The 21,790-nt window shown below is 72.1% G+C and carries 20 protein-coding genes; 9 read left to right on the top strand and 11 right to left on the bottom strand.

The features are described 5' to 3' along the window. Positions 1-66 precede the first annotated feature (66 nt). Positions 67-1,497: an SPFH domain-containing protein gene (locus ACGFYP_RS01695; protein WP_361967459.1), complete on the top strand. Its 1,431-nt coding sequence runs from the start codon at positions 67-69 to the stop codon at positions 1,495-1,497. Between the two features lie 157 nt (positions 1,498-1,654). On the opposite strand, the gene ACGFYP_RS01700 is transcribed toward ACGFYP_RS01695, so the two are convergent. After that, positions 1,655-1,819 (bottom strand): hypothetical protein, encoded by a 165-nt coding sequence (locus ACGFYP_RS01700; protein ID WP_361967458.1) that lies wholly within the window; start codon positions 1,817-1,819, stop codon positions 1,655-1,657. 103 nt (positions 1,820-1,922) lie between these two features. Then, a complete protein-coding gene (locus tag ACGFYP_RS01705) occupies positions 1,923-2,747 on the bottom strand; it encodes a TIGR02452 family protein (RefSeq protein ID WP_393485283.1) in 825 nt (274 codons plus the stop codon). 133 nt (positions 2,748-2,880) lie between these two features. On the opposite strand from ACGFYP_RS01705, the gene egtA reads away from it, so the two are divergent. From egtA to egtD, 4 genes are read left to right on the top strand one after another with little or no spacing between them, the layout of a single operon-like run. Continuing rightward, positions 2,881-4,146 (top strand): ergothioneine biosynthesis glutamate--cysteine ligase EgtA, encoded by a 1,266-nt coding sequence (gene egtA, locus ACGFYP_RS01710; RefSeq protein ID WP_393485284.1) that lies wholly within the window; start codon positions 2,881-2,883, stop codon positions 4,144-4,146. Continuing rightward, entirely contained in the window at positions 4,143-5,459 is a 1,317-nt protein-coding gene (gene egtB, locus ACGFYP_RS01715) for an ergothioneine biosynthesis protein EgtB (RefSeq protein ID WP_393485285.1), read from the top strand. Before egtA ends, egtB begins: the two co-directional genes overlap by 4 nt. Beyond that, positions 5,459-6,226, top strand: a complete 768-nt coding sequence (gene egtC, locus ACGFYP_RS01720) for an ergothioneine biosynthesis protein EgtC (protein ID WP_393485286.1) — start codon at positions 5,459-5,461, stop codon at positions 6,224-6,226. The genes egtB and egtC overlap by 1 nt, the downstream gene beginning before the upstream one ends. Then, positions 6,223-7,188 (top strand): L-histidine N(alpha)-methyltransferase, encoded by a 966-nt coding sequence (gene egtD, locus ACGFYP_RS01725; protein ID WP_393485287.1) that lies wholly within the window; start codon positions 6,223-6,225, stop codon positions 7,186-7,188. Before egtC ends, egtD begins: the two co-directional genes overlap by 4 nt. On the opposite strand, the gene ACGFYP_RS01730 is transcribed toward egtD, so the two are convergent. The 8 genes from ACGFYP_RS01730 to ACGFYP_RS01765 all read right to left on the bottom strand — a co-directional run bounded on the left by ACGFYP_RS01730 (position 7,083) and on the right by ACGFYP_RS01765 (position 16,426). Further along, positions 7,083-7,961: a lysophospholipid acyltransferase family protein gene (locus ACGFYP_RS01730; protein ID WP_393485288.1), complete on the bottom strand. Its 879-nt coding sequence runs from the start codon at positions 7,959-7,961 to the stop codon at positions 7,083-7,085. The genes egtD and ACGFYP_RS01730 overlap by 106 nt on opposite strands. After that, on the bottom strand, positions 7,958-8,848 hold the full coding sequence (locus ACGFYP_RS01735) for a GNAT family N-acetyltransferase (protein WP_393485289.1): 891 nt from the start codon (positions 8,846-8,848) through the stop codon (positions 7,958-7,960). The genes ACGFYP_RS01730 and ACGFYP_RS01735 overlap by 4 nt, the downstream gene beginning before the upstream one ends. Before the next feature lie 214 nt (positions 8,849-9,062). After that, complete coding sequence (locus ACGFYP_RS01740) at positions 9,063-10,310, bottom strand: extracellular solute-binding protein (RefSeq protein WP_393485290.1); 1,248 nt, start codon at positions 10,308-10,310, stop codon at positions 9,063-9,065. A 206-nt stretch (positions 10,311-10,516) separates the two neighbouring features. Further along, entirely contained in the window at positions 10,517-11,935 is a 1,419-nt protein-coding gene (locus ACGFYP_RS01745) for a cellulose binding domain-containing protein (protein ID WP_393485291.1), read from the bottom strand. Then, positions 11,932-13,434, bottom strand: coding sequence for a beta-N-acetylhexosaminidase (locus tag ACGFYP_RS01750; RefSeq protein ID WP_393485292.1), 1,503 nt, complete (start codon positions 13,432-13,434; stop codon positions 11,932-11,934). The genes ACGFYP_RS01745 and ACGFYP_RS01750 overlap by 4 nt, the downstream gene beginning before the upstream one ends. Before the next feature lie 9 nt (positions 13,435-13,443). After that, complete coding sequence (locus ACGFYP_RS01755) at positions 13,444-14,277, bottom strand: carbohydrate ABC transporter permease (protein ID WP_393485293.1); 834 nt, start codon at positions 14,275-14,277, stop codon at positions 13,444-13,446. Next, entirely contained in the window at positions 14,274-15,173 is a 900-nt protein-coding gene (locus ACGFYP_RS01760) for a carbohydrate ABC transporter permease (RefSeq protein ID WP_393485294.1), read from the bottom strand. The genes ACGFYP_RS01755 and ACGFYP_RS01760 overlap by 4 nt, the downstream gene beginning before the upstream one ends. Next, on the bottom strand, positions 15,170-16,426 hold the full coding sequence (locus tag ACGFYP_RS01765) for an extracellular solute-binding protein (protein ID WP_393485295.1): 1,257 nt from the start codon (positions 16,424-16,426) through the stop codon (positions 15,170-15,172). Before ACGFYP_RS01765 ends, ACGFYP_RS01760 begins: the two co-directional genes overlap by 4 nt. 194 nt (positions 16,427-16,620) lie before the next feature. Between ACGFYP_RS01765 and ACGFYP_RS01770 the strand changes: the two genes are divergently transcribed. Together ACGFYP_RS01770 and ACGFYP_RS01775 are read left to right on the top strand one after the other, a co-directional pair. Next, positions 16,621-17,388: a GntR family transcriptional regulator gene (locus ACGFYP_RS01770; RefSeq protein ID WP_361967433.1), complete on the top strand. Its 768-nt coding sequence runs from the start codon at positions 16,621-16,623 to the stop codon at positions 17,386-17,388. A gap of 94 nt (positions 17,389-17,482) precedes the next feature. Then, on the top strand, positions 17,483-17,698 hold the full coding sequence (locus ACGFYP_RS01775; protein WP_361967431.1) for a dodecin: 216 nt from the start codon (positions 17,483-17,485) through the stop codon (positions 17,696-17,698). Between the two features lie 135 nt (positions 17,699-17,833). Here ACGFYP_RS01775 and ACGFYP_RS01780 read toward each other — a convergent pair whose 3' ends face one another. Beyond that, complete coding sequence (locus ACGFYP_RS01780) at positions 17,834-18,322, bottom strand: hypothetical protein (protein ID WP_393485296.1); 489 nt, start codon at positions 18,320-18,322, stop codon at positions 17,834-17,836. A gap of 66 nt (positions 18,323-18,388) precedes the next feature. On the opposite strand from ACGFYP_RS01780, the gene ACGFYP_RS01785 reads away from it, so the two are divergent. Continuing rightward, on the top strand, positions 18,389-19,408 hold the full coding sequence (locus tag ACGFYP_RS01785) for an LLM class flavin-dependent oxidoreductase (protein WP_393485297.1): 1,020 nt from the start codon (positions 18,389-18,391) through the stop codon (positions 19,406-19,408). Positions 19,409-19,417: 9 nt separating this feature from the next. After that, positions 19,418-21,790, top strand: coding sequence for an ATP-binding cassette domain-containing protein (locus tag ACGFYP_RS01790; protein ID WP_393485298.1), 2,373 nt, complete (start codon positions 19,418-19,420; stop codon positions 21,788-21,790).

The raw sequence follows: 21,790 nt of genomic DNA on the forward strand, positions 1-21,790 counted from the left end.
CCCGTCCGTCGAGGCGCACACTCCCTTCACCGGATCCGCACGGCTCCGGTGAAGGGGGAGCTGCCCATGGGCATCGGCATCCTGGCGGGCGGCGTGGTCGCCGCCGTCCTCGTTCTCATCGCACTGTTCAAACTCATGTGGCGCGTCGCTGAACCCAACGAGGCGCTGATCATCTCCGGTTCCAACCACAAGATGGAGGGGCTCGGCGAGGGCATGGGCTTCCGGATCGTCACCGGTCGCGGCACGTTGGTGCTGCCGGGCGTCCAGGCCGTCCGGAAGCTGTCGCTCGATCTCAACGAGACGCAGTTGCAGGTGGAGTGCGTCACCCACCAGGGCATTCCGCTCAAGGTCCGTGGTGTGGTGATCTTCAAGGTGGGCGACGACTTCGTCTCGATCGCCAACGCCGCCCGCCGCTTCCTCGACCAGCAGAAGCTGATGTCGGAGCGGGTGCACATCGTCTTCGCCGGTCATCTCCGCGCCATCGTCGGCGGGTTGACGGTCGAGGACATGATCCGTGACCGGGAGAAGCTGACCGGGCAGGCGCGTTCGGCCTGTGGCACGGAGATGGAGAAGCTCGGTCTGATCGTCGACTCGCTGCAGATCCACGAGATCGAGGACCCGACGGGGTACATCAAGAACCTGGCCGCGCCGCACGCGGCTGCGGTCCAGCGCGATGCCCGGATCGCGCAGGCCGAGGCCAACCGGCGGGCCACGGAGGCCGAGCAGCAGGCCGCGGCACGGATGTCGGAGGCCACCAGGGACAGCGAGATCCTGCAGGCCGGCTACCAGGCCGAGCGGGACCAGGCGTCCGCGAAGGCCCGGCAGGCCGGGCCGCTGGCCGAGGCCGGGGCACGGCAGGAGGTCGTCGTCCAGGAGACGCGGGTCGCCGAGCTGGAGGCGCACCGCAAGGAGCAGCAGCTCCAGGCGGACGTCCGCAAGCCCGCGGACGCGCAGGCGTACGAGACGCGGACCCGGGCCGACGCCGAGCGTGACGCCCGGATCTCGGCGGCGCAGGCGGAGGCGAAGGAGACCGAGCTCGCCAGCGCCGCGAGGGCGACGGCGACCCGGCTCACGGGTGAGGCGGAGGCGGCGGCCCAGCAGGCGCGGGGGCTCGCCGTCGCCGAGGCGACCCGGGCGAAGGGGCTCGCGGAGGCCGAGGCGATCAAGGCGCGGGCGGCGGCCCTGGCCGAGAACCAGGAGGCCGTGGTCGCTCAGCAGCTGGCCGAGAAGTGGCCGGAGATCGTCGAGGCCGGGGCATCGGCCTTCGGCAACGTGGACCAGATGGTCCTGCTGAACGGCGCGGACGGGATGGGCGAGATGTTCGCCAAGGCCTTGACCATGGGCGGGACGGGTCTGGGTCTCGCCCGTCAGCTGCTGTCGACGATGAATCCGGGGGCTCAGCCGGGGGCCGTGGCGGCGGTGCCTTCGGCCGACGGCGCGGCGGTGCCGCCCGCTCCCCGGACGGAGGCGATCCCGGTCGGGGACGACGAGGAGTAGCCGTACCGGAGCGTACGGGCACGCGGAGCCGTACGGGAGAGTGCGGGTACGCGGAGCCGTACCGGAGCGTACGGGTGTTGCGCGGAGCCGTACGTGTACGACGTGGCCGGGCCCGGTGCCGTGACGGCGCCGGGCCCCGGTCATGGCGAGCGGAAGGTCAGTTGTGGCCGAACTTCCGTTCCTTCTTGTGGGAGACGTGCTCGATGATCGGCTGGGGTGTGTCCCGCACGGCCGGTGTCTGTTCCTTCGCCGCCGCCTCGGTCCTGTGTTCGTGGCCACCCGTACGGGCGCCCTTGTTCACCCGGGTCTGTTTCTTGCCCACGATCGTGCCTCCTGACAGCGGTACTCGGACGCTGGGGCCGTTTTCAGCCTCGCACGCGAGTACGGGCGCCGCATGTCAGGGAAAATCGGGCGGCTCGGGCCGCTCAGGCGCCGAAAGCCCGCTGGAACGCGCCGAGCGTCGTCCGGCCTGCCGTGCGGTCGAGGATCGCGAAGACGATCTCGTCGAAGTGGCCGGCGAACCGGCCGCCGTCCGTGAGCAGCGCCCGGAACGCGTCGGCGACCTCGGCCGGATCGTTCTGGAAGACGCCGCAGCCCCAGGCGCCGAGGACGAGCCGCCGGTATCCGCCCGCGACCGCGGTCTCCAGGACCCGTGCGGCGCGGGACGCGAGGGCGGCCGGGATCCGGTCGGCCCGCTCCGGGGCCTGGCGCCGGACGACGCCCGCGTTGGGGGCGGGCGAGGTGAGGAAGCCGACCGTGAACGGCTCGTCGAGGAGTCCGCCGCGGTCGTCGCGGAAGACCGGGACCCCGGGCGAGAGGATCACCCGGTCCGTGTAGAAGGCATCCTTCTCGGCCCGGTGGTGGGCGTAGAACTCGGGGGCGCGCAGGAGCGTGGTGTAGAGGGCGGAGGCCCGGCAGACCGCCTCCTCCTGGGCCTGGGCGCCGTTCAGATAGCCGCCGCCCGGGTTGCGGGCGGAGGCGAAGTTCAGGACGGCGACCGGGCCGGCCGGATCCGCCCTGGTCAGGCGGCGGGCGGCGACCAGGCTGCTCTCGTCGGTGACCTCGATCGCGGTGGCGCGGTCGGTGGCGGGGGTCACGGGGACGGGCTCGGGGCCGTACAGCCTGGTTCCGGCCAGTGCGGCGCTCAGCTCCTCCTCGATGGAGACGGACCGGCCGCCGGGGGCCCGGTAGCGGCCCGCCTCGACGATCTCCTCGGTCTGCTTCGCGATCCCCCGCAGTCGTGCGCTCATGCCCGAAAGCATGATCGACTCCGGCCTCCGAGGGCAACGGGATATTCACCGTGAGGCCGATGAGGCGCTCTTGCACGCCCGTCGGCGGTGGCTTTAGGTGGAATCAGCGCCTAGAGGAACGGGAGGAAACGACATGTCGCCGAGCGGTATACCGCGGAACGGTCCGGCCATCAGCGAGGACGAGGCCGAGGACCTGCTGCGATGTATCTGCTTCAAGACGGGCCCACCCCGCACGGTCGGGGTGGAAGTGGAATGGCTCGTCCACGAGCTGCGTGACCCGCGGCTTCCCGTCCCGTCCGAACGACTGGCCCTGGCCGTCGACACCGTGAGGTCCCTGCCGCTGGCCTCGCCGATCACTCTCGAACCCGGCGGGCAGCTGGAGCTCAGCTCGCCTCCCGCCGACTCCCTGATGAGCTGCGTCGACACCCTCTCGGTCGATCTGGGCATGGTGCGTGACGCGCTCTCCCCGCTCGGGCTCTCCCTCAGTGGTTACGGGGTCGACCCCTGGACCGCCCAGCGCGAGCGGCTCCTGCGGGAGCCCCGCTACGAAGCCATGGAGACCGCTCTCGACCGTACGGGCCCCGCCGGCCGGGCCATGATGCGTGACTCGGCCTCCGTGCAGGTCTGCCTGGACGCCGGCCACGAGGAGCCGGGGCCGCTCGGATACCACCGCCGCTGGCAGCTGGCCCATTTGCTGGGCGCGGTGCTCGTGGCCGCCTTCGCCAACTCTCCCGTCCACGGGGGGCGCCGCACCGGCTGGCGCTCGACCCGGCAGTCCCTGTGGGCCGACCTCGACCCGGCGCGGTCCCTCGCGCCCGACCCGGACCGCGAGCCGCGCGACGCCTGGGCGGCACACGTCCTCGACACCCCGGTGATGTGCGTACGCGGCGAGGACGAGGACGCGCCGTGGGTCGTTCCTGAGGGGCTCACCTTCCGTGAGTGGCTGCGCACCGGGCGCCCCCGGCCGGCCGACGAGGACGATCTGCGCTATCACATGACCACCCTCTTCCCTCCGGTGCGGCCGCGCGGGCATCTGGAGCTGCGGATGATCGACGCTCAGCCCGGTCCGGACGGCTGGGTCGTGCCGGTGGCCGTGACCACGGCACTCTTCGAGGATCCGGAGGCGGCGGAATCGATCTACCGGGCCGTCAAACCTCTGGCGGAGCGGGCGGGTTCGCTGGCCGCTCCGCGCAATCCGCTCTGGCTCGCGGCCGCCCGGGACGGGCTCACGGACCCGGACCTGCACGCCGCGGCGCTGGTCGCGTTCCCGGCCGCGCTGGAGGCGTTGCCGCGGATCGGGGCGAGCCCGGCCGTCGTCGGCGCGGTGGCCGCCTTCCATGAGCGCTACGTCCTGTCCGGCAGCTGTCCCGCCGACGACCTCCTGGAGGTGGCGTCATGACCGTGATCGACGACCCGACGGCCCTGCGGCGGCGTGCGCTGGACGCGCTCACCACCGCGCGGGCCCGTACGGCGCTCCTGACCTCCTGTGTCGAGGACGACGAACTCACCGCGCAGCACTCGCCGTTGATGTCTCCGCTCGTGTGGGACCTGGCCCATATCGGCAACCAGGAGGAGCAGTGGCTGTGGCGGGCGGTGGCGGGCCGTGACCCGCTGCGCCCGGAGATCGACTCGATCTACGACGCCTTCGAGCACCCCCGCGCCACCCGTCCCACGCTGCCGCTGCTGCCGCCCGCCGAGGCCCGCGCGTACGCCTCGGACGTACGGGGCCGGGTCCTGGACGTCCTGGAGCGGGCCCCGTTGGAGGGACGGCCGCTGGTGGAGGCGGCGTTCGCCTTCGGGATGGTCGCGCAGCACGAACAGCAGCACGACGAGACGATGCTGATCACCCATCAGCTACGGAAGGGGCCGCAGGCGCTGACCGCTCCCCCGCCGCCCGCCACGGACATCGGCCCTCTCGCCGCCGAAGTCCTGGTGCCCGGAGGGGCGTTCACGATGGGCACCTCGGACGAGGCGTGGGCGCTGGACAACGAACGGCCTGCGCACACCCGGGTCGTGCCGTCGTTCTTCATCGACACCGTGCCGGTCACCAACGGCGCCTACATGGCGTTCGTGACCGACGGCGGCTACACGGACGAGCGGTGGTGGCAGGCGGAGGGCTGGGAGCAGATCCGGAAGCACGAGATCGCCGCGCCGCTGTTCTGGCGGCGGGACGGCGGGCAGTGGATGCGGCGGCGGTTCGGTGTGACGGAGCCGGTGCCCGAGGACGAGCCGGTGGTGCACGTCAGTTGGTACGAGGCGGACGCCTACGCCCGCTGGGCCGGGCGCAGGCTGCCCACGGAGGCCGAGTGGGAGAAGGCGGCCCGGCACGACCCGTCGACCGGGCGTTCGCGCCGCTACCCCTGGGGCGACGCCGACCCGGCTCCCGAGCACGCCAATCTCGGCCAGCGGCACCTGCGGCCGGCTCCGGCGGGCAGCTATCCGGAGGGCGCGTCGCCGCTCGGGGTACGGCAGTTGATCGGGGACGTGTGGGAGTGGACGTCCAGTGACTTCCTGCCGTATCCGGGGTTCACCGCCTTCCCGTACAAGGAGTACTCGGAGGTGTTCTTCGGCCCCGCTCACAAGGTGTTGCGCGGTGGGTCGTTCGCGGTGGACGCGGTGGCCTGCCGGGGTACGTTCCGCAACTGGGACCTGCCGGTGCGTCGGCAGATCTTCTCCGGTTTCCGGACCGCACGGGACGCGGAGCTGGCCTGATGTGCCGTCATCTGGCCTATCTGGGGCCGCCGGTGGCGCTCGGCGAGCTGCTGACGCGGCCGCCGCACGCGCTGTACCGGCAGTCCTGGGAGCCGCGCCGACAGCGGTACGGCACGGTCAACGCGGACGGGTTCGGCGTCGGCTGGTACGCCGAGGGCGATCCCGTTCCCGGGCGCTATCGGCGGGCCGTGCCGATCTGGGCCGATGCCCCGTTCGCGGACCTCGCGCGCGTGGTGCGTGCCGAGGCGTTCCTCGCGGCGGTACGGGACGCGACGGTGCCGGGGGCGGACGGGGAGGCCGCGGCGGCCCCCTTCGCCTCGGGGCCGTGGCTGTTCAGCCACAACGGGGCCGTGCGGGGCTGGCCCGGTTCGCTCGCCCCGCCGGCGGCGGGGCTGCCGGCCGCCGAGCTGCTCGCCCTGGAGGCGCGTACCGACTCGGCCCTGGTGTGGGCGCTGGTGCTGCACCGGCTGCGGGCGGGCGACGGCCTGGACCGGGCGCTCGGGGACACCGTGGTGGAGGTCGCGGAGGCGGCCCCCGGTTCCCGGCTGAACCTGCTGCTCACCGACGGCGCCACCATCGCGGCGACCGCCTGGGGGGACTCCCTCTGGTACCGGACGGAGCCCGGTCCGCCGGGCGCCGCCCGCACGGTCGTCGCCTCCGAACCGTACGACGACGATCCGCGCTGGCACGAGGTGCCGGACCGCACGCTGCTGACCGCCACCCGTACCGACGTCACCCTCACCTCGCTCAAGGAGCCCTCCTCGTGAGTCCGTTCCAGCTGACCCGCACCCTTCCCGAGGACGCCACGGATGCCGATCTGCGCGCCGACGTGCTCCACGGTCTGACCCGTACGCCGAAGGAGCTGCCGCCGAAGTGGTTCTACGACGCGCGCGGCAGTGAACTGTTCGAGGAGATCACCCGGCTGCCGGAGTACTACCCGACCCGTGCCGAGCGGGAGATCCTGATCGAGCGTGCGCCGGAGATCGCGGCGGTGACGGGGGCGCGGACCCTGATCGAGCTGGGTTCGGGCTCCTCGGAGAAGACCCGCTTCCTGATCGACGCGCTGCTGCCGGAGCTCGACAGCTACGTCCCGGTGGACGTGAGCGAGTCGGCGCTGAAGGGGGCGGCCGACGCGTTGCTCGCGGAGCGGCCGGGGCTGCACATCCACGCCCTGGTCGCCGACTTCACCCGTGGCCTCGCCCTGCCCGGGACGCCGGGGCCGCGCCTGGTGGCGTTCCTCGGCGGGACGATCGGCAATCTGCTGCCGGCCGAGCGCGAGCTGTTCCTGCGTTCGGTACGGGCGATGCTGGCGCCGGGCGACGCGCTGCTGCTCGGCACGGACCTGGTGAAGGACGAGGCGACGCTGGTCGCCGCGTACGACGACGCGGCCGGGGTGACGGCGGCGTTCAACAAGAACGTGTTGACCGTGATCGCCCGTGAGCTGGACGCGGACGTCCGGGCGGACGACTTCGACCACGTGGCGCTCTGGGACCGGGAGCGCGAGTGGATCGAGATGCGGCTGCGGGCGCGTCACGCGCTCACGGTGAAGATCCCGCAGCTGGATCTCGTCGTGCCGTTCGAGGCGGGCGAGGAGATGCGGACGGAGGTGTCGGCGAAGTTCCGTCAGGCGGGTGTGCGCGCGGAGCTGGCCGAGGCCGGGCTCGAACTGACCCGCTGGTGGACGGACAAGGAGGGACGCTTCGCGCTGTCGCTCGCGACGGCGCGCTGAGCCGCCTGAGCGAGCGCACGACGGTTCGGATATTGGATCGTGGATATTGGATCCAGTATCCGAATCTCGGCGGTGAGTCCGCGGGCGGCCACGATCCGCCACAGCGAGGCGGCCAGCGGATCCTCCCCCACGAACGCGGCGGGCCCGACCGGCCGGTACTCAAGTCGTACCGGAAGCACCGGTACGGAGGCGTCGAGAGCCGCCTGGAAGGCCGCGTGCCGGAAGGCTCCGCCGCCCCGGCCGCACCAGGTCGAGCCCTCGGGGAAGACGATCACCCGGCCGCCGCCCGCCATGGCCCCGGCCATCGTCCGGACGGTCTCGGGCAGGGCGCGCAGCCGGTCGCGGTCGATGAAGAGGGTGCCGCCCCGCGCCGCGAGCGGGCCGAGCACCGGCCACTGGCGGACCTCCCGCTTGGCGAGCATGCGCCCCGGCAGGACGGACGCGACGAGCGGGATGTCCAGCCAGGAGATGTGGTTGGCGACGATCAGGAACGGCCCGTCCGCGGGGACCGGGGCACCGGTGACCTTCGTACGGACGCCGAAGGCGCGGAGGACCACCCGGCACCACACGCGGACGAGCGCCCGCCGGCCCGCCGCCGGCAGCAGCGCCGTCAGGGGCGCGAGCAGCACTCCGGCGAGGACGGCGGTGAGGCCCGCGGCCAGCCGGACCGCCGCCAGGACGGACCCGGCGACCGGGCCGGAGTGCCGCGCGCAGGCGTCGGGCGCGCACGGCGATGTCGGCAGCCAGGGGTTGACGGGGCCGGCGGTGGTCACTGCGCCGGGGCGAGGGAGAGGAAGTGGCGCAGATAGCGGGGGTTGGTGTTGCGCAGGGACAGCAGGACGTAGAGGTCCGCGACACCGAAGTCGACGTCGTGCGCGGGCGCGCCGCAGACCCAGGCCCCGAGCCGGATGTAGCCGCGCAGCAGCGGCGGGAGCTCGACGCGGCCCTCGGGGCGGGTGATCCCGTCGGGGGTCCAGAGCTTGTGCGGGGTGACCCAGTACTCCTCGGGGGCGAGGTGCTTGGCCTTGACCCGGTCCCAGGTGGCGGCGGCGAGCGCGCCCCCGTCGGCCAGCGGTATCGAGCAGCACCCGGCGAGCCAGTTGTGGCCGGTGCGGGTCATGTAGCGGGCGAGCCCGGCCCAGATGAGGGCGATGACGGCGCCGTTGCGGTGCGCGGGGTGGACGCAGGAGCGGCCGACCTCGACGAGGTCGTCCCGGATGGAGCCGAGGCGGCCGAGGTCGAACTCGCTCTCGGAGTACAGGCGTCCGGCGATCCGGGCGCGGTCGGGCGGCAGCACGCGGTAGGTGCCGACGACCTCGCCCGTGGCCTCCTCGCGGACGAGCAGGTGGTCGCAGTACGCGTCGAAGGCGTCGATGTCGAGGCCCGGCTCGGGTCCGTCGAGGTGGGCGCCCATCTCACCGGCGAAGACCTGGTGACGCAGGCGCTGGGCGGCGCGGACGTCGTCCTGGTCGCGGGCGAGACAGACGATGTAGCGGGGCTCCTCCGCGGGCCGGTCCGCGGCCAGGGGCTGCGGCTGCGGCTGCGGTTGCGCCGGGACCCCGGTGAGCGGGGCGCTCGCCAGGGGGGCGCTCAGGAGGGGAACACCGGCGGGGACGGGGACAGCGGGTGCGACAGCGGCTGCGGGTGAGGGTGCGGGCATGTCGGGCTCCTCCGGCGTACGGAAGGGGGACGGTGAGGGCCGGACCGGGTGAGCGGTGGTCCGGCTCCTTACTTCTTCCGTGGCCGATTGGATTCGACATGACCGTTCGGGGGATCGCGGGTGTGTAAGCGCTGAATGCTGGTCGGCGCAGCCCGCGCCCGTCGCCGCAGCCCGCGCCCGTCGCCGCAGCCCCCGCCGGTCGGCGCAGCCCGCGCTACTCGGCGAGTGCCTCGGTGATCCGTGCCGACGCGGCCTCGGCGGCCTCCTTCGGGTCCTCGCCCTGGAGCACGGCCGTCATGTAGGGCTTGATCGGGTTGGCGGCCTCGACGTCGGCCCACTGCGGTGAGTTCGGCGTGGCCTTGCCGCGTGCGGCGCCGACGGCCATGACGGCGGTGGCTTCCTGCCCCTCGACGACCGAGGCGAGGGAGGTCTTGTTGGGGACGTAGTTCATGGCGCGGGCCAGTTCCGTCTGCCACTTCTCGCCGGCCAGCGCCTTGACGACCTCGATGGCGGCGTTCCGCTCGGGCGCGTTCTCGGGGACGATCAGGTCGGAGCCGCCGGTGAAGACCGCGCAGGGCTGCCCGGCCTTCTTGCCCGGTATCGGGAAGAAGCCGAGCTTGTCCTTGAGCCCCGGGTTGGCCTTGGTGATGGCGGCGACGGCGCTCGGGGTGGCGATGATCTGGGCGACGTCGCCCTTGGCGAAGACCTCGGCCTGGGGCGGTGTCTGCTCGTCGGCGTTCTTGGGCCCGGAGCCGAGCGACTGCAGGTTCTTGTAGAAGTCCATGCCGCGCAGCGCGGCGGGGCTGTCCAGGGCGCCGGTCCACTCGCTGCCCTTGTCCTCGGCCAGTTGGCCGCCCTCGTCCCAGATGAAGCCGGCGAGGGTGTACCAGTCCTGTCCCGCGAGGTAGATGCCCTGGGAGCCGTTGCGGTTGAGCTTCTCGGTGTCGTCGAGCCACTGGGCCCGGGTGGCGGGCGGCTTGGTGAGGCCGGCCTGCGCGAAGAGGTCCTTGTGGTAGATCACCACACGGTTGGCGGCGTACCAGGGGATGCCGTACTGGGTGCCGCCGATGCGGCCGGGCTCGGCGAGGCCGGGCAGCCAGTCCTCGCTGCCGAGGTCGCGCACGGACTCCAGGGTCAGGTCGTAGAGCTTGTCGGTGTCCGCGTACTGGGCGACCTGGGTGTTGCCGACCTCGATGACGTCGGGGCCGCCCTGCCCCCGGATCGCCTCGGTGACCTTCTTGCCGATGCCCGTCCACTCCTGGAAGGTGAACTTCAGCTCGACGCCCTCGTGCTGGGCCTCGTAGTCGGCGGTGAAGCGCTGGAGGAAGTCCTCGCTGACGCTGTCGCGCATCAGCCAGACGTTGACCGTGCGGGTCCCTTCGTCGCCGGGGAGGAGCCCGCAGCCGGCGAGGGCGAGGGCCGTGGCGGCTGCCAGGGGACAGAGCAGGTGTCGGTTCTTCACGTAGGTCACCTTCTGCGTTCCATGAATGGAGTGCGGTGGGGAGCTGACCCGTCGTGGGGGGACCGAACGGCGTGTTCGTGCGGGTGTGTGGGTTGGATTCTGGTCTGGACCAACGGAGTGGTCAAGCCCCGGACGATCTGGTTCCGGGCAGGCGTGCGACACACGCCTGCCCGTTACCCCGGGTAGGACCGTGGGGGTCCGCGGCGTCAGACTGCCGGTACGGAGTCCTCGAAGGCCGTGCCCGACGTGCGGTACGCGGCGACCTTGGCCGCCACCTGCGCCGGGGTGAGGACCTGGTCCTTCACGTGCAGGACGTAGTCGACCTTCTGGTCGTAGGACCGCGCCGTGGTCGAGGTCTGACCGGCGAGGTCGATGAGCCACTGGTTGAAGTTGATGGACATCGGGCGCTCGGGGAGATAGCGGGCGTCGTGGCGGCCGAACTCCTGGCCGTCGACGTAGTAGACGATCGTGTTGTCGTCGATGGTCAGGACGAGGTCGTGCCAGCCGGCGTAGCTCGCCCGGACCTCGGAGTGCTGGTTGACCGCCTCCCACGGGTCGGGCCGGTAGGTCTCCCACGAAGTGGTGTAGAGGATGTTCGCGGGCTCGCCCCAGCCGCCGTTGGGCAGGTACTCGAAGTCGTACTCGGCGTAGTCGTCCGCCATCGGCGCCTTCAGGTCGTTGATGGTGAAGAAGGTCTGGACGAGCCGGTCGCCGTCCGGTCCGGAGAGCGGGGCGTCGGAGAAGCGGACGCGGGCCGCGTACGTGCCGTTCCTGAACTTCATGGAACGGGTGAGGATCTCGGTCATCCGGGTCGACTCGGCGGTGCCCGCGGTCGAGGTCCGCAGGTTCATGATCGAGTTGGTGCCCTCCTTCGCGAAGGTCACGTTCTCGGGCGCCCAGGTGGCGCCGGGCACGCCGGGACCGCCGGAGTTGGACCGCACGCTCCAGCCGTGGGCGGCGATCGCCGGGTCGGTGTGGCCGGTGTAGTCGAAGTCGTCGAAGAGCGCCGGTCCTCCGGTGGGCGGCGGGGTGGTGGGGTCGGTCGGGGTCGGGGTGGGCTCGTTGCCCGCGGGCGCCGTGCCCCAGACCTGCACACCGCCGACGGTCGCGGTGACCTTGCTCCAGTTCGCGTACGTCGTCCGGGTGGGGCCGAAGGAGTAGTCGTCGTTCTGGTTCAGCGGCTGCCAGTTGGAGCGGTGGAAGCGCAGCTGCATGTCGCCCGTGTCGGCGCCGGGGGCGAGACTGCCTGCGCCGGCGGTGAAGCCGACCTCCAGATAGCGGTCGGCGGTCGCGGTGGGGTTGGCAAGCGTGCCGAAGGTTCCGGTGAGGTTCGCGCAGCCCTTCACCGCCCAGGAGCAGGCGTAGGTGTACGAGGCTCCCGCGTCGGCCTTGAAGTAGTACCGCAGCTTCACCTGGCTCAACGGGACGCTCGACGTACCGGAGTTGACGACCTTGAACCAGGGCTCGACCTGGTCGCCGCCGGTGGCGCTCTGCCGGTACTGCACGGTCACGGCCTCGCCGGCCGCGGCCGCCGGAAGGGCGGTCAGGGCGGTGGCGCCGAGGCCTGTCACGGCGGCCACGGCGAGCGCGGCGCGTATCCGCAGGTTCTTCTCTCGGGTGCTCATGAGGATTCCTCTCCTTGGACGGAGGTGGGGGAAAGGCGGCGCGGCACCCGGAGGGTGTCGAGCCGGGTCCGGTGGTGGCGCAGCCGTGCCTGGAAGCCGGGCCAGTCCCTGCGCCCGGTCCAGGCCGTCTCGGCCAGGGCGCAGAGCCGGGGAAAGGCCAGGTACTCGGCGTGGGCGCCGGTGGGGACGTACTCGGTCCACAGCTGGGCCTGGGTGCCGAGGACGCGCGCGCTCTCCTCGGGGCTCCAGTGGACGGGCGCGGGGTCGGTGCCGAGCACCGTACGCAGGTCGACGACGGCACCTGGCTGGCCTGGCGGCTCGTCGGGGCTCGCCGACTGTGGGTAGTCGAGGTAGGTGGAGCGGTGGGGCGCCATCACGACCCGGTGGCCGCGCCGGGCGGCGGTGCGGCCGTGGGCGGTGTCGCGCCAGGGCATGACGGTGAAGTACGGCGGGAGGTCGCTGCCGGTCTCGGTCCAGCCGAGCGGTTGGCGGCCGGTCTCGACGAGATGGTTGCCGATCCGCTCCATGAACCAGCCGTGCAGGGCGTCGGGTCCGTCGAGCCCCTCCTCGGCGGCGCGGCGGCGGGCGGCGGGCGAGGCGTGCCACTCGGTGGTGGGGCACTCCTCGCCGCCGACATGGACGTACGGCGAGGGGAAGACGTCCATCACCTCGTCGAGGACGTCGCGGCAGAAGTCCAGGACCTCGTCGTGGACCCCGAGGACCGTGTCGCACACCCCCCAGCGGTCCCAGACGGGGAGCGTACGGTCCGGCCGGTTGCCGAGCGCGGGGTAGGCGGCCAGCGCGGCCCTCACGTGGCCGGGCATCTCGATCTCGGGGACGACGGTGACCCCGCGTGCGGCGGCGTGCCGTACCAGGGCGGCCAGTTCGTGGCGGGTGTAGGCACCGCCGTGCGGATGGCCGCCGATCTCGGTGAGCCGGGGGTGGGCGGCGACCGGCATGCGCCAGCCCTGGTCGTCGGTGAGGTGGAGGTGGAGGACGTTGAGCTTGTGGAGGGCGAGGAGGTCGACGTATCTGCGGAGGAAGGAGACGGACCGGAAGGTGCGGGAGACGTCGAGCATGGCGCCGCGCCAGGAGAACCGGGGGACGTCGGTGATCTGGACGCAGGGCACGGTCCACGCGACCCCGGTGACGGGGTGGTCCAGCAGGGCCTCGACGGGCAGGAGTTGACGGAGCGTCTGGACCCCGGCGAGCAGGCCGCGCGGGTCGGCGGCGCGGAGGAGCACCCCGTGGGCGCCGATGGTCAGGCCGTACCCCTCGTCGCCGAGGCCGGTGAGGGCGGGGTCGACGGCGAGGACGACGCGACCGTCGGGGCGCTCGGGCAGCGGCAGCCCTGTGGCGGGTCCGAGCAGCGTACGCAGCAGCTCGGCGGCGGCGTGGGCGCCGGGCGCAACCCTCAGAGCGGTGTCGTTGGCGAAGGTGAACGTGCCGGGTAACGAGGCGAGTTGGGTCGGTTGGGGCACGAGTGGGGGTGTGCTCATGGTGGCTCGCTATCCCTTCACGGCTCCGCCGGTCATCCCGGCGGCGACCCGGCCCTGCAGGACCAGGAAGAGGATGAGGACGGGCAGGGCGAAGAGGGTGGAGGCGGCCATGGTGGCGCCCCAGTCGGTGCCGAAGACGTTGGAGAAGGAGGAGAGCCAGACGGGCAGGGTCCGGTCGTCCTGGTTCTTGATGATGAGCATGTTGGCGAAGGCGAACTCGTTCCAGGCGGTGATGAACCCGAAGAGCGAGGTGGCCATGAGCCCGGGGGCGAGCAGGGGCAGCGTCACCCGGCGGAACGCCTCGGCGCGGGTGCAGCCGTCGACCTGGGCCGCCTCTTCGAGTTCGGCGGGGACGGCGGCGAGGAAGGAGCGCAGGGTCACGATGGTGAAGGGCAGGGTGACCATGAAGTAGATGAGGGTGAGGGTGGCCAGCCGGTCGAGCAGGTCGGCGTCCCGGGCGATGACGTACATGGGGATCAACAGCGCTTCCCACGGTGCCATTTGGGCCATGAAGACCATGAGGACGAAGCCACGGCGGCCGTGCCAGCGCATGCGGGCGACGGCGAATGCCGCGCCGAGCGCCACGACCAGCGCGAGCAGGACGCAACCGGCGGTGACGAGCAGGCTGTTGCGCCAGAAGAGCCAGAATCCGTCCGCCTCGACGGCGTGTACGAAGTGCTCCAGGGTGAGGGAGGTCGGCAGGAGGACGGGGGTCTCCGCCTGGATGTCGGGGGTGGGCTTGAAGGCGGTGAGGACCATCCAGTACACGGGGAAGACGGCGAGGACGAAGACGATCGAAGCGGCCGTGTTCAGGGGAAGTCGGCGCAGGACGCGGGGTGTCACCGGTCGGCCTCCTGCCGGAGCAACTGACGGAAGTAGGCGATCAGCACGGCGACGAGGATGAGCACGGTCAGGGTCGAGACGGCCGAGCCGAGGTCGTAGCGGTGCAGGGACTGGGCCACCCGGTACGCGTAGACGGGCAGCGTCGTCGTCGCGTCGCCGGGTCCTCCGCGCGTGACGGCCCAGATCTGGGCGAAGCAGCGGAAGACCCAGATCACTTCGAGGCAGAGGACCAGGCCGAAGAGAGGCCGGAGCAGGGGCAGGGTGATCGAGCGGAAGATCCGCCAGGCCCCGGCGCCGTCGAGCCGGGCCGATTCGTACAGCTCCTCGGGCACGGTCATCAGGGCCGCGTGCAGGGTGATGGCGGCGAACGGGACCGACTGCCACACCACGAGCAGGACGAGGACGGTGAAGGCGGCGGTGCCGTCGGCGAGCCAGGAGTACCCCTCGTAGGAGGTGAACCCCAGGCGCACGAGCACCCAGTTGACGACGCCGAGGCGGGAGGCGAAGAGCCATTGGAAGACGGTGGTGGTGGCGATGACCGGGCTGGCCCAGGCCAGGACGAGTCCGCTCGTCACCAGGATCCGCATCCGCCGGCCGAGCCGACGCATCATCAGCGCGACCGACGTGCCGATCACCATGATGAGGACGACGTTGATCAGGGTCCACCAGAAGGTGCGCCGGACGACCTCCCAGAACTCCGGGTCCGCGAGCACGGTCCGGTAGTTGGCGAGGCCGACGAACGGGGCGCCGCCTCGGATGAGTTCGCCCATGCCGTAGTGCTGGAAGGAGATCAGCAGATTGCGGACGAGGGGGTAGCCGAGGAGCAGGGCGCCGCCGATGACGGTGGGCGCGACGAGGAGGTAGGGCCAGAGGACGGCCCGGCGGCCTCCCCTCACGAGCCGAGGGTCTTGGTGATGCTCTCCGACGCGTCCTTGGCCGCCCGTGCCGGGTCGGTGCCGGTGAGCACGGCGGTCATGTACTGCTTGATCGGGTTGGTGGCCTCGACGGCCGCCCACTGGGGAGAGTTGGGTGTCGCACGGCCCTGCGCCGCGCCGGCGGCCATGGCGGCGGTGCCCTCGTCGTCCTGGATGACGCGGGCGAGCGAGGTGCGGTTGGGGACGTAGCTCATCGTCCTCGCCATCTCCGTCTGCCACTTCTCGCCGGCGAGCGCCTTGACGACCTCGTAGGCGGCGTCGGGGTGGGCGGAGGCCTCGGGGACGATGAGGTCGGAGCCGCCGGTGAAGACGGCGCCGGGCTTGTCCGCCGTCGCTCCGGGGATCGGGAAGAAGCCCAGCTTGCCCTTGAGCGCCGGATTGGCCTCCTCGACGATCTTCGCGCCGCCGGGCACGGCGATGATCTGGGCGACGTCGCCCTTGGCGAAGACGTCGGCCTGCGGGGGCTTGGCCTCGTCGGAGTCCTTGGGCCCCTTGCCGAGGGCCTGGAGCTGCCGGTAGAAGTCCATGCCCGCGAGCGCCTGCGGGGTGTCGAGCGCGCCCTTCCACTCCTTGCCGTCGCGTACGGCGAGGTCGCCGCCGTCCTCCCAGATGAAGCCGGCGAGGGCGTACCAGTTCTGTCCCGGCAGGTAGATGCCCTGCGTCGAGCCCTTGTTGAGCTCGGCGGTGACGGTGAGCCACTCGGCGCGGGTCTTGGGCGGGGCGGTGACACCGGCCCGGGCGAAGAGGTCCTTGTTGTAGATGACGACGCGGTTGGCGGCGTACCAGGGGATGCCGTACTGCTTGCCCTCGACCTTGCCGGGCTCGGCGAGGCCGGGCAGCCAGTCGGCGCCGTCCAGGTCCGCGACCTTGTCGCTGAGGTCGCGGACGCCGCCGCTCGCCGCGTACTGGGCGATCTGGGTGTTGCCGACCTCGATGACGTCGGGGGCGTCCTTGCTGGCCAGGGCCGCCGTGACCTTCTCGCCGATGCCGTCCCACTCCTGGATCTGGATGTCGAGCGTGGTGCCCTGGTGCGTCGCCTCGAAGTCGGTGCGGAAGCGGGTGAGGAATTCGTCGGTGACGCTGTCCTTCATGATCCAGACGGTGACCTTGCCGGAACCGCCCGCCTTCGGGTCGTCCGTCGAGCCGCAGGCGGTGACGGAGAGGGCGAGGGTGGTCGCGAGGGCGACGGGCACGGCTAGGGAGCTGATCTTCACGGGCACCTCGGGGAAGAAGTATTGACCAATTGGTCAGGTGGTCAGCTGCGTGCCCAGAAGGTGGCATAGACCAATCGGACCGTCAACCCCTTGAAAAATATGCGCTGTTCACCGACATACCCGCCGCAGACTCTGGCTAGGATTGGGCTTACCAGCTGACCAGTCAGGAGAGCCGGGGAAGCCAGGGAGAGCACATGAAGGACAGCCCCTCGGGCGGGGTGCTGAAGCGGGAGCGGGTACGGGAGCACCTCCTGGGCCTGATCGAGGCACGCGGACCCGGTGTACCGATCCCGTCCGAACGCACGCTGTGCGCCACCCTCGGCGTCTCGCGCCCCACCCTGCGCGCCGCGGTCGACGAACTCGTCGCGACGGGCGCGCTCGTACGGGAGCAGGGGCGCGGCACGTTCGTCGCCCCCGCCAAGATCACACAGCAACTCGTCCCGCTCGACACGGCGTTCACCGTCCCCCGGGCGGCGGGCACCTGGTCGAGCCGGGTGCTTGAGTCCGCCAGGACCGCGGCCGGGGCGCGGATCGGCAGGAAGCTCCGGGTCTCCCCCGCCGCCGAGCTGCTCTACATCGCCCGGCTCCGCCTGGTCGACGGCTCCCCCATGGCCATCGAGCATCTCCACATCCCGGCGGACCTGCTGCCCGCGGCGCTCACCACCGAGGAGCTGGAGGCCGGCGATCTCTACGAGCATCTGCGCGACCACCACCGGATCCATGTCCGGGAGGCGACGCAGTCGATCGAACCCACCGTCGTCAGCGAGGACGAGGCGGAGCTGCTCGACATCCCCGTCTTCTCCCCGGCCCTGCTGATCGAGCGCCTCACCCTGGACACCTCGGGGCGGCCCGTCGAGTACGTCCACTCGGTGTACCGGGGCGACCGCTACCGGATCGTCTCGCGGCTGGACTTCACCCAGGACGGCGTCGTGACCTCCTCGACGGAAGGGGATGCCTACTGACCGGCCGGAGAGGCCGCGGGAGCCTCCGACGTGTCGCGGACCGGGGCGGGGTGGGGCACCGTGGAGGAAACCCACGGAGAGGAATCCGGCCCCCATGTCGAACCACACCTACCGCGTCACCGAGATCGTCGGCACGTCCACGGAGAGCGTGGACAAGGCCATCCGCAACGGCATCGAGCGGGCCTCGCAGAAGCTCCGCGGCCTCGACTGGTTCGAGGTCACGCAGGTCCGCGGCCACCTCGTCGACGGCGAGATCGGGCACTTCCAGGTCGGGCTGAAGGTCGGCTTCCGCCTGGAGGACGGCGACTGACGGCCGTTCCCGGTCCGGGTCGCGGTCGGCGCCCTCCCGATCCCGGTCCGGGTCGCGGTCGGCGCCCTCCCGATCCCGGTCCGGGTCCCGGTCGGCGCCCTCCAGGTCCCGATCCAGGTCCCGTTCCCGCGCAGGTCAGGTCCGGCCCTCCTTCTCCTGGGCGGCCATGAGCGCCTCCGACGCCGTCGCCCAGCGGGCCCGTACGACCGTGAAGCCCGCCGCCTCGGCCGCGTCGCAGACCAGCTCGTCGTCGTCCACGAGCATCCGGACCTCACGGTCGCGGCCGAGCCGGCGCAGGATCTCCAGCTTCGTCACGCGCGCGGGGCGGAAGTCCCTGTCCCGCCGCATGTGGAGCGCGCCCTCCGGAAGGCCGTGAGCCGCGAGCCACGCGACGGTGTCCCGGCGACAGCGCTCGGGCCGCCCCGTGAGGTACACGACCTCGCACTCCTCGGCGGCCTCCACGCACAGGGCGACGCCCTCGGCGAGCGGCGGATCCTGCGGCGCGGCGGCGAAGAACGCCGCCCAGTCGCGCGGGCGGCGCTCCAGGAAGCGCTGCCGGTGCGCCGTGGAGGCGAGGGTGTTGTCGAGGTCGAATACGGCGAGGGGGCTGCTGGTACGCGTCACACGGACAGCGTAGGCAACCCCGGACGGCGCCGGGAATCCTCAGCCGCCCCCGGCGTTGAACCCCACGTGACTCTTTCTCTCGACGGCATCCGTCTCTCCGTCCTCGACCGCTCCCGGACCCGGGAGGGCGAGGAGGGCTCCGTGGCGCTGCGCGCGACCGTGGACCTGGCGCGGGAGGTGGAGGCGCTCGGGTACCACCGCTTCTGGGTCTCGGAGCACCACAGCGTCCCGGGTGTGGCCGGTTCGGCGCCGACCGTCCTCGCGGCCGCCGTGGCCGCCGTCACCTCCGCCATCCGGGTCGGGACCGGTGGGGTGATGCTCCCGAACCACCAGCCGATGGTCGTCGCGGAGCAGTTCGGCGTCCTGGAGTCGCTGTTCCCCGGCCGGATCGACATGGGCCTCGGCCGTTCGGTCGGCTTCACGGACGGGATCCGACGGGCGCTGGGCCGGGACAAGGACGACGCCGAGCGGTTCGCGGAGCAGCTGCACGAGCTGCTCGGCTGGTTCACCGGGACCCAGACCGCCCATCCCCAGGTGCACGCCCGCCCGGCGGAGGGCCTGCGGGTCCCTCCGTACGTCCTGGCGACCGGCGAGGGCGCCTCGATCGCCGCCGAGGCGGGGCTGCCCCTGGTGATCGGTGACCTGCGCGGCCGGGAGCGGATGCTGCGCGCGATCGACGAATACCGCTCCGCCTTCCGCCCCTCCCCCTGGTCCACGGAGCCGTACGTCGTGATCGCGGGCACGATCGCGGTCGCCGCGACCGAGGAGGAGGCGCGGACGCTGCTGGTCCCGGAGGCGTGGTCGCTCGCGCACTCCCGTACGCAGGGCGTCTTCCCGCCGCTCATGCCCGTGGACGGGATCGAGCGGCTGACGATGAGCGAGAAGCAGCGCGGGTTCTTCGAGTCGGGCCTGAAGGGGCATCTGTACGGCACGGAGGAGCAGGTCGGTGACGCCCTGGAGCGGGTGGTCAAGGAGAGCGGGGCCCAGGAGGTGCTGGTGACGACCAGTACGTACGACCGGGCGGCGCTGCTCGACTCGTACCGCCGACTGGCCCGCGTCGCGGGCCTGACCAGCGAGAACACCTAGAATCGGGGGATGTCCGACACCCTGGGGACTCCCCTCGACGGCCACGATCCGTACGTCCGCGTCCGTGGCGCCCGCGAGCACAATCTCGCCGGCGTCGACGTCGACATTCCGCGCGACGCGATCGCCGTCTTCACGGGCGTGTCGGGCTCCGGGAAGTCCTCCCTCGCCTTCGGGACGATCTACGCGGAGGCACAGCGCCGCTACTTCGAGTCGGTCGCGCCGTACGCCCGTCGGCTCATCCACCAGGTGGGGGCGCCGAAGGTCGGTGAGATCACCGGGCTTCCGCCCGCGGTCTCGCTGGAACAGCGCCGCTCCTCGCCGGGTGCCCGCTCCTCCGTCGGCACGGTCACGACGCTCTCCAACTCGCTGCGCATGCTGTTCTCCCGCGCCGGTACGTATCCGGCGGGGGCCGCGCGGCTCGACTCCGACGCGTTCTCGCCGAACACCGCCGCCGGAGCCTGCCCCGAGTGCCACGGTCTGGGCCGGGTGCACGAGACCACTGAGGAACTGCTCGTACCCGATCCGGAGTTGTCGATCAGGGACGGGGCGATCGCCGCCTGGCCGGGGGCCTGGCAGGGCAAGAACCTCCGCGACGTGCTCGACGCCCTGGGCCACGACGTCGACCGGCCGTGGCGGGAGCTGGACGCGAAGGACCGGCGGTGGATCCTCTTCACGGACGAGCAGCCGGTCGTCACGGTGCATCCGGTACGGGACGCGGGGCGCATCCAACGCCCGTACCAGGGTACGTACATGAGCGCCCGGCGCTATGTGATGCACACCTTCGCGGACTCGAAGAGCGCCACGCTGCGGGCGAAGGCGGAACGCTTCCTGACCAGCGCCCCCTGCCCGGTCTGCGGGGGCGGCAGGCTCCGCCCCGAGGCGCTCGCGGTGACCTTCGCGGGCCGGACGATCGCCGAGCTGGCCGCCCTGCCGCTGACGTCCCTTGCCGGGCTTCTGACGGAGCACGGGCGTGGCGGTGACGCCTCCGAGACCGCGCGGGTGTTGACCGAGGACCTCGTCGCGCGGATCGCCACGGTGACCGAGCTGGGCCTCGGCTACCTCAGCCTGGACCGCGCCACCCCGACGCTGTCCAACGGCGAGCTCCAACGGCTGCGGCTCGCCACCCAGTTGCGCTCGGGCCTGTTCGGCGTCGTGTACGTCCTCGACGAGCCGTCCGCCGGTCTGCACCCGGCCGACACCGAGGCCCTCCTGGTGGTCCTTGACCGGCTCAAGGCGTCCGGCAACACGGTGTTCGTGGTCGAGCACCATCTCGACGTGATCCGTCACGCCGACTGGATCGTCGACGTCGGCCCCCGGGCGGGCGTGCACGGCGGCCGGGTCCTGCACAGCGGCCCGCCGGCCGAACTGGCGGGGGTGGCGGAGTCGGCGACCCGCCGCTTCCTCTTCGACCGCGCCCCCGCACCCGAGCGGGCGGTCCGCCCGCCCACCGGGCTGTTGCACGTCGGGCCCGTCACGCGGCACAACCTCAGGGCCGTCAAGGCGGCGTTCCCGACCGGGGTCCTCACGGCGGTGACCGGGGTCTCGGGGTCGGGGAAGTCGACCCTCGTCGGCGAGTTGAGCGAGGAACTCGCCGGCGTGGGGCGGATGGTGACGGTCGATCAGAAGCCGATCGGGCGGACGCCCCGGTCCAACCTGGCGACGTACACGGGTCTCTTCGACGTCGTACGCAAGCTGTTCACGGACACCGAGGATGCACGGGCCCGCGGCTACAGGGCGGGGCGGTTCTCGTTCAACGTGACCGGCGGGCGGTGCGAGACCTGCCAGGGCGAGGGCTTCGTCTCGGTCGAGCTGCTCTTCCTGCCGAGCACGTACGCCCCCTGCCCGGACTGCGGGGGCGCCCGCTACAACCCGGAGACGCTGGAGGTCCGGCTGCGCGGGCTCACCATCGCCGAGGTGCTCGATCTGACGGTCGAGTCGGCGGCCGAGTTCTTCGCCGACACGCCGGCCGCCGCGCGGAGCCTGCGTACGCTGCTCGACGTCGGCCTCGGCTATCTGCGGCTCGGGCAGCCGGCGACCGAGCTGTCCGGCGGCGAGGCCCAGCGCATCAAGCTGGCATCCGAGCTCCAGCGGCCGCGCCGGAGCCACACCCTGTACGTCCTGGACGAGCCGACGACAGGGCTTCACCCGGCCGACGTCGAGGTCCTGATGCGCCAGCTCCACGGCCTGGTCGACGCCGGTCACACGGTGGTCGTGGTCGAGCACGACATGGACGTGGTGGCCATGGCGGACTGGGTGATCGACCTCGGCCCGGGCGGGGGCGAGGAGGGCGGCCGGATCGTCGCCGAGGGGCCGCCGCGCAGGGTGGCGGGCGCGCCGTCGAGCCGGACCGCGCCGTATCTCGCGACCCGACTCGACGGCTGA

Origin of the sequence: Streptomyces sp. NPDC048370 (assembly GCF_043200825.1) — a bacterium.
Lineage (GTDB): Bacteria > Actinomycetota > Actinomycetes > Streptomycetales > Streptomycetaceae > Streptomyces.

Bases quoted from the DNA above. Each gene is read 5' to 3' on its own strand.
- ACGFYP_RS01770 (WP_361967433.1), top strand. From the start codon at position 16,621: ATGAAGGACAGCCCCTCGGGCGGGGTGCTGAAGCGGGAGCGGGTACGG.
- ACGFYP_RS01745 (WP_393485291.1), bottom strand. From the start codon at position 11,935: ATGAGCACCCGAGAGAAGAACCTGCGGATACGCGCCGCGCTCGCCGTG.
- egtC (WP_393485286.1), top strand. From the start codon at position 5,459: ATGTGCCGTCATCTGGCCTATCTGGGGCCGCCGGTGGCGCTCGGCGAG.
- ACGFYP_RS01750 (WP_393485292.1), bottom strand. From the start codon at position 13,434: ATGAGCACACCCCCACTCGTGCCCCAACCGACCCAACTCGCCTCGTTA.
- ACGFYP_RS01735 (WP_393485289.1), bottom strand. From the start codon at position 8,848: ATGCCCGCACCCTCACCCGCAGCCGCTGTCGCACCCGCTGTCCCCGTC.
- ACGFYP_RS01705 (WP_393485283.1), bottom strand. From the start codon at position 2,747: ATGAGCGCACGACTGCGGGGGATCGCGAAGCAGACCGAGGAGATCGTC.
- ACGFYP_RS01695 (WP_361967459.1), top strand. From the start codon at position 67: ATGGGCATCGGCATCCTGGCGGGCGGCGTGGTCGCCGCCGTCCTCGTT.
- egtA (WP_393485284.1), top strand. From the start codon at position 2,881: ATGTCGCCGAGCGGTATACCGCGGAACGGTCCGGCCATCAGCGAGGAC.
- ACGFYP_RS01775 (WP_361967431.1), top strand. From the start codon at position 17,483: ATGTCGAACCACACCTACCGCGTCACCGAGATCGTCGGCACGTCCACG.
- ACGFYP_RS01790 (WP_393485298.1), top strand. From the start codon at position 19,418: ATGTCCGACACCCTGGGGACTCCCCTCGACGGCCACGATCCGTACGTC.
- egtB (WP_393485285.1), top strand. From the start codon at position 4,143: ATGACCGTGATCGACGACCCGACGGCCCTGCGGCGGCGTGCGCTGGAC.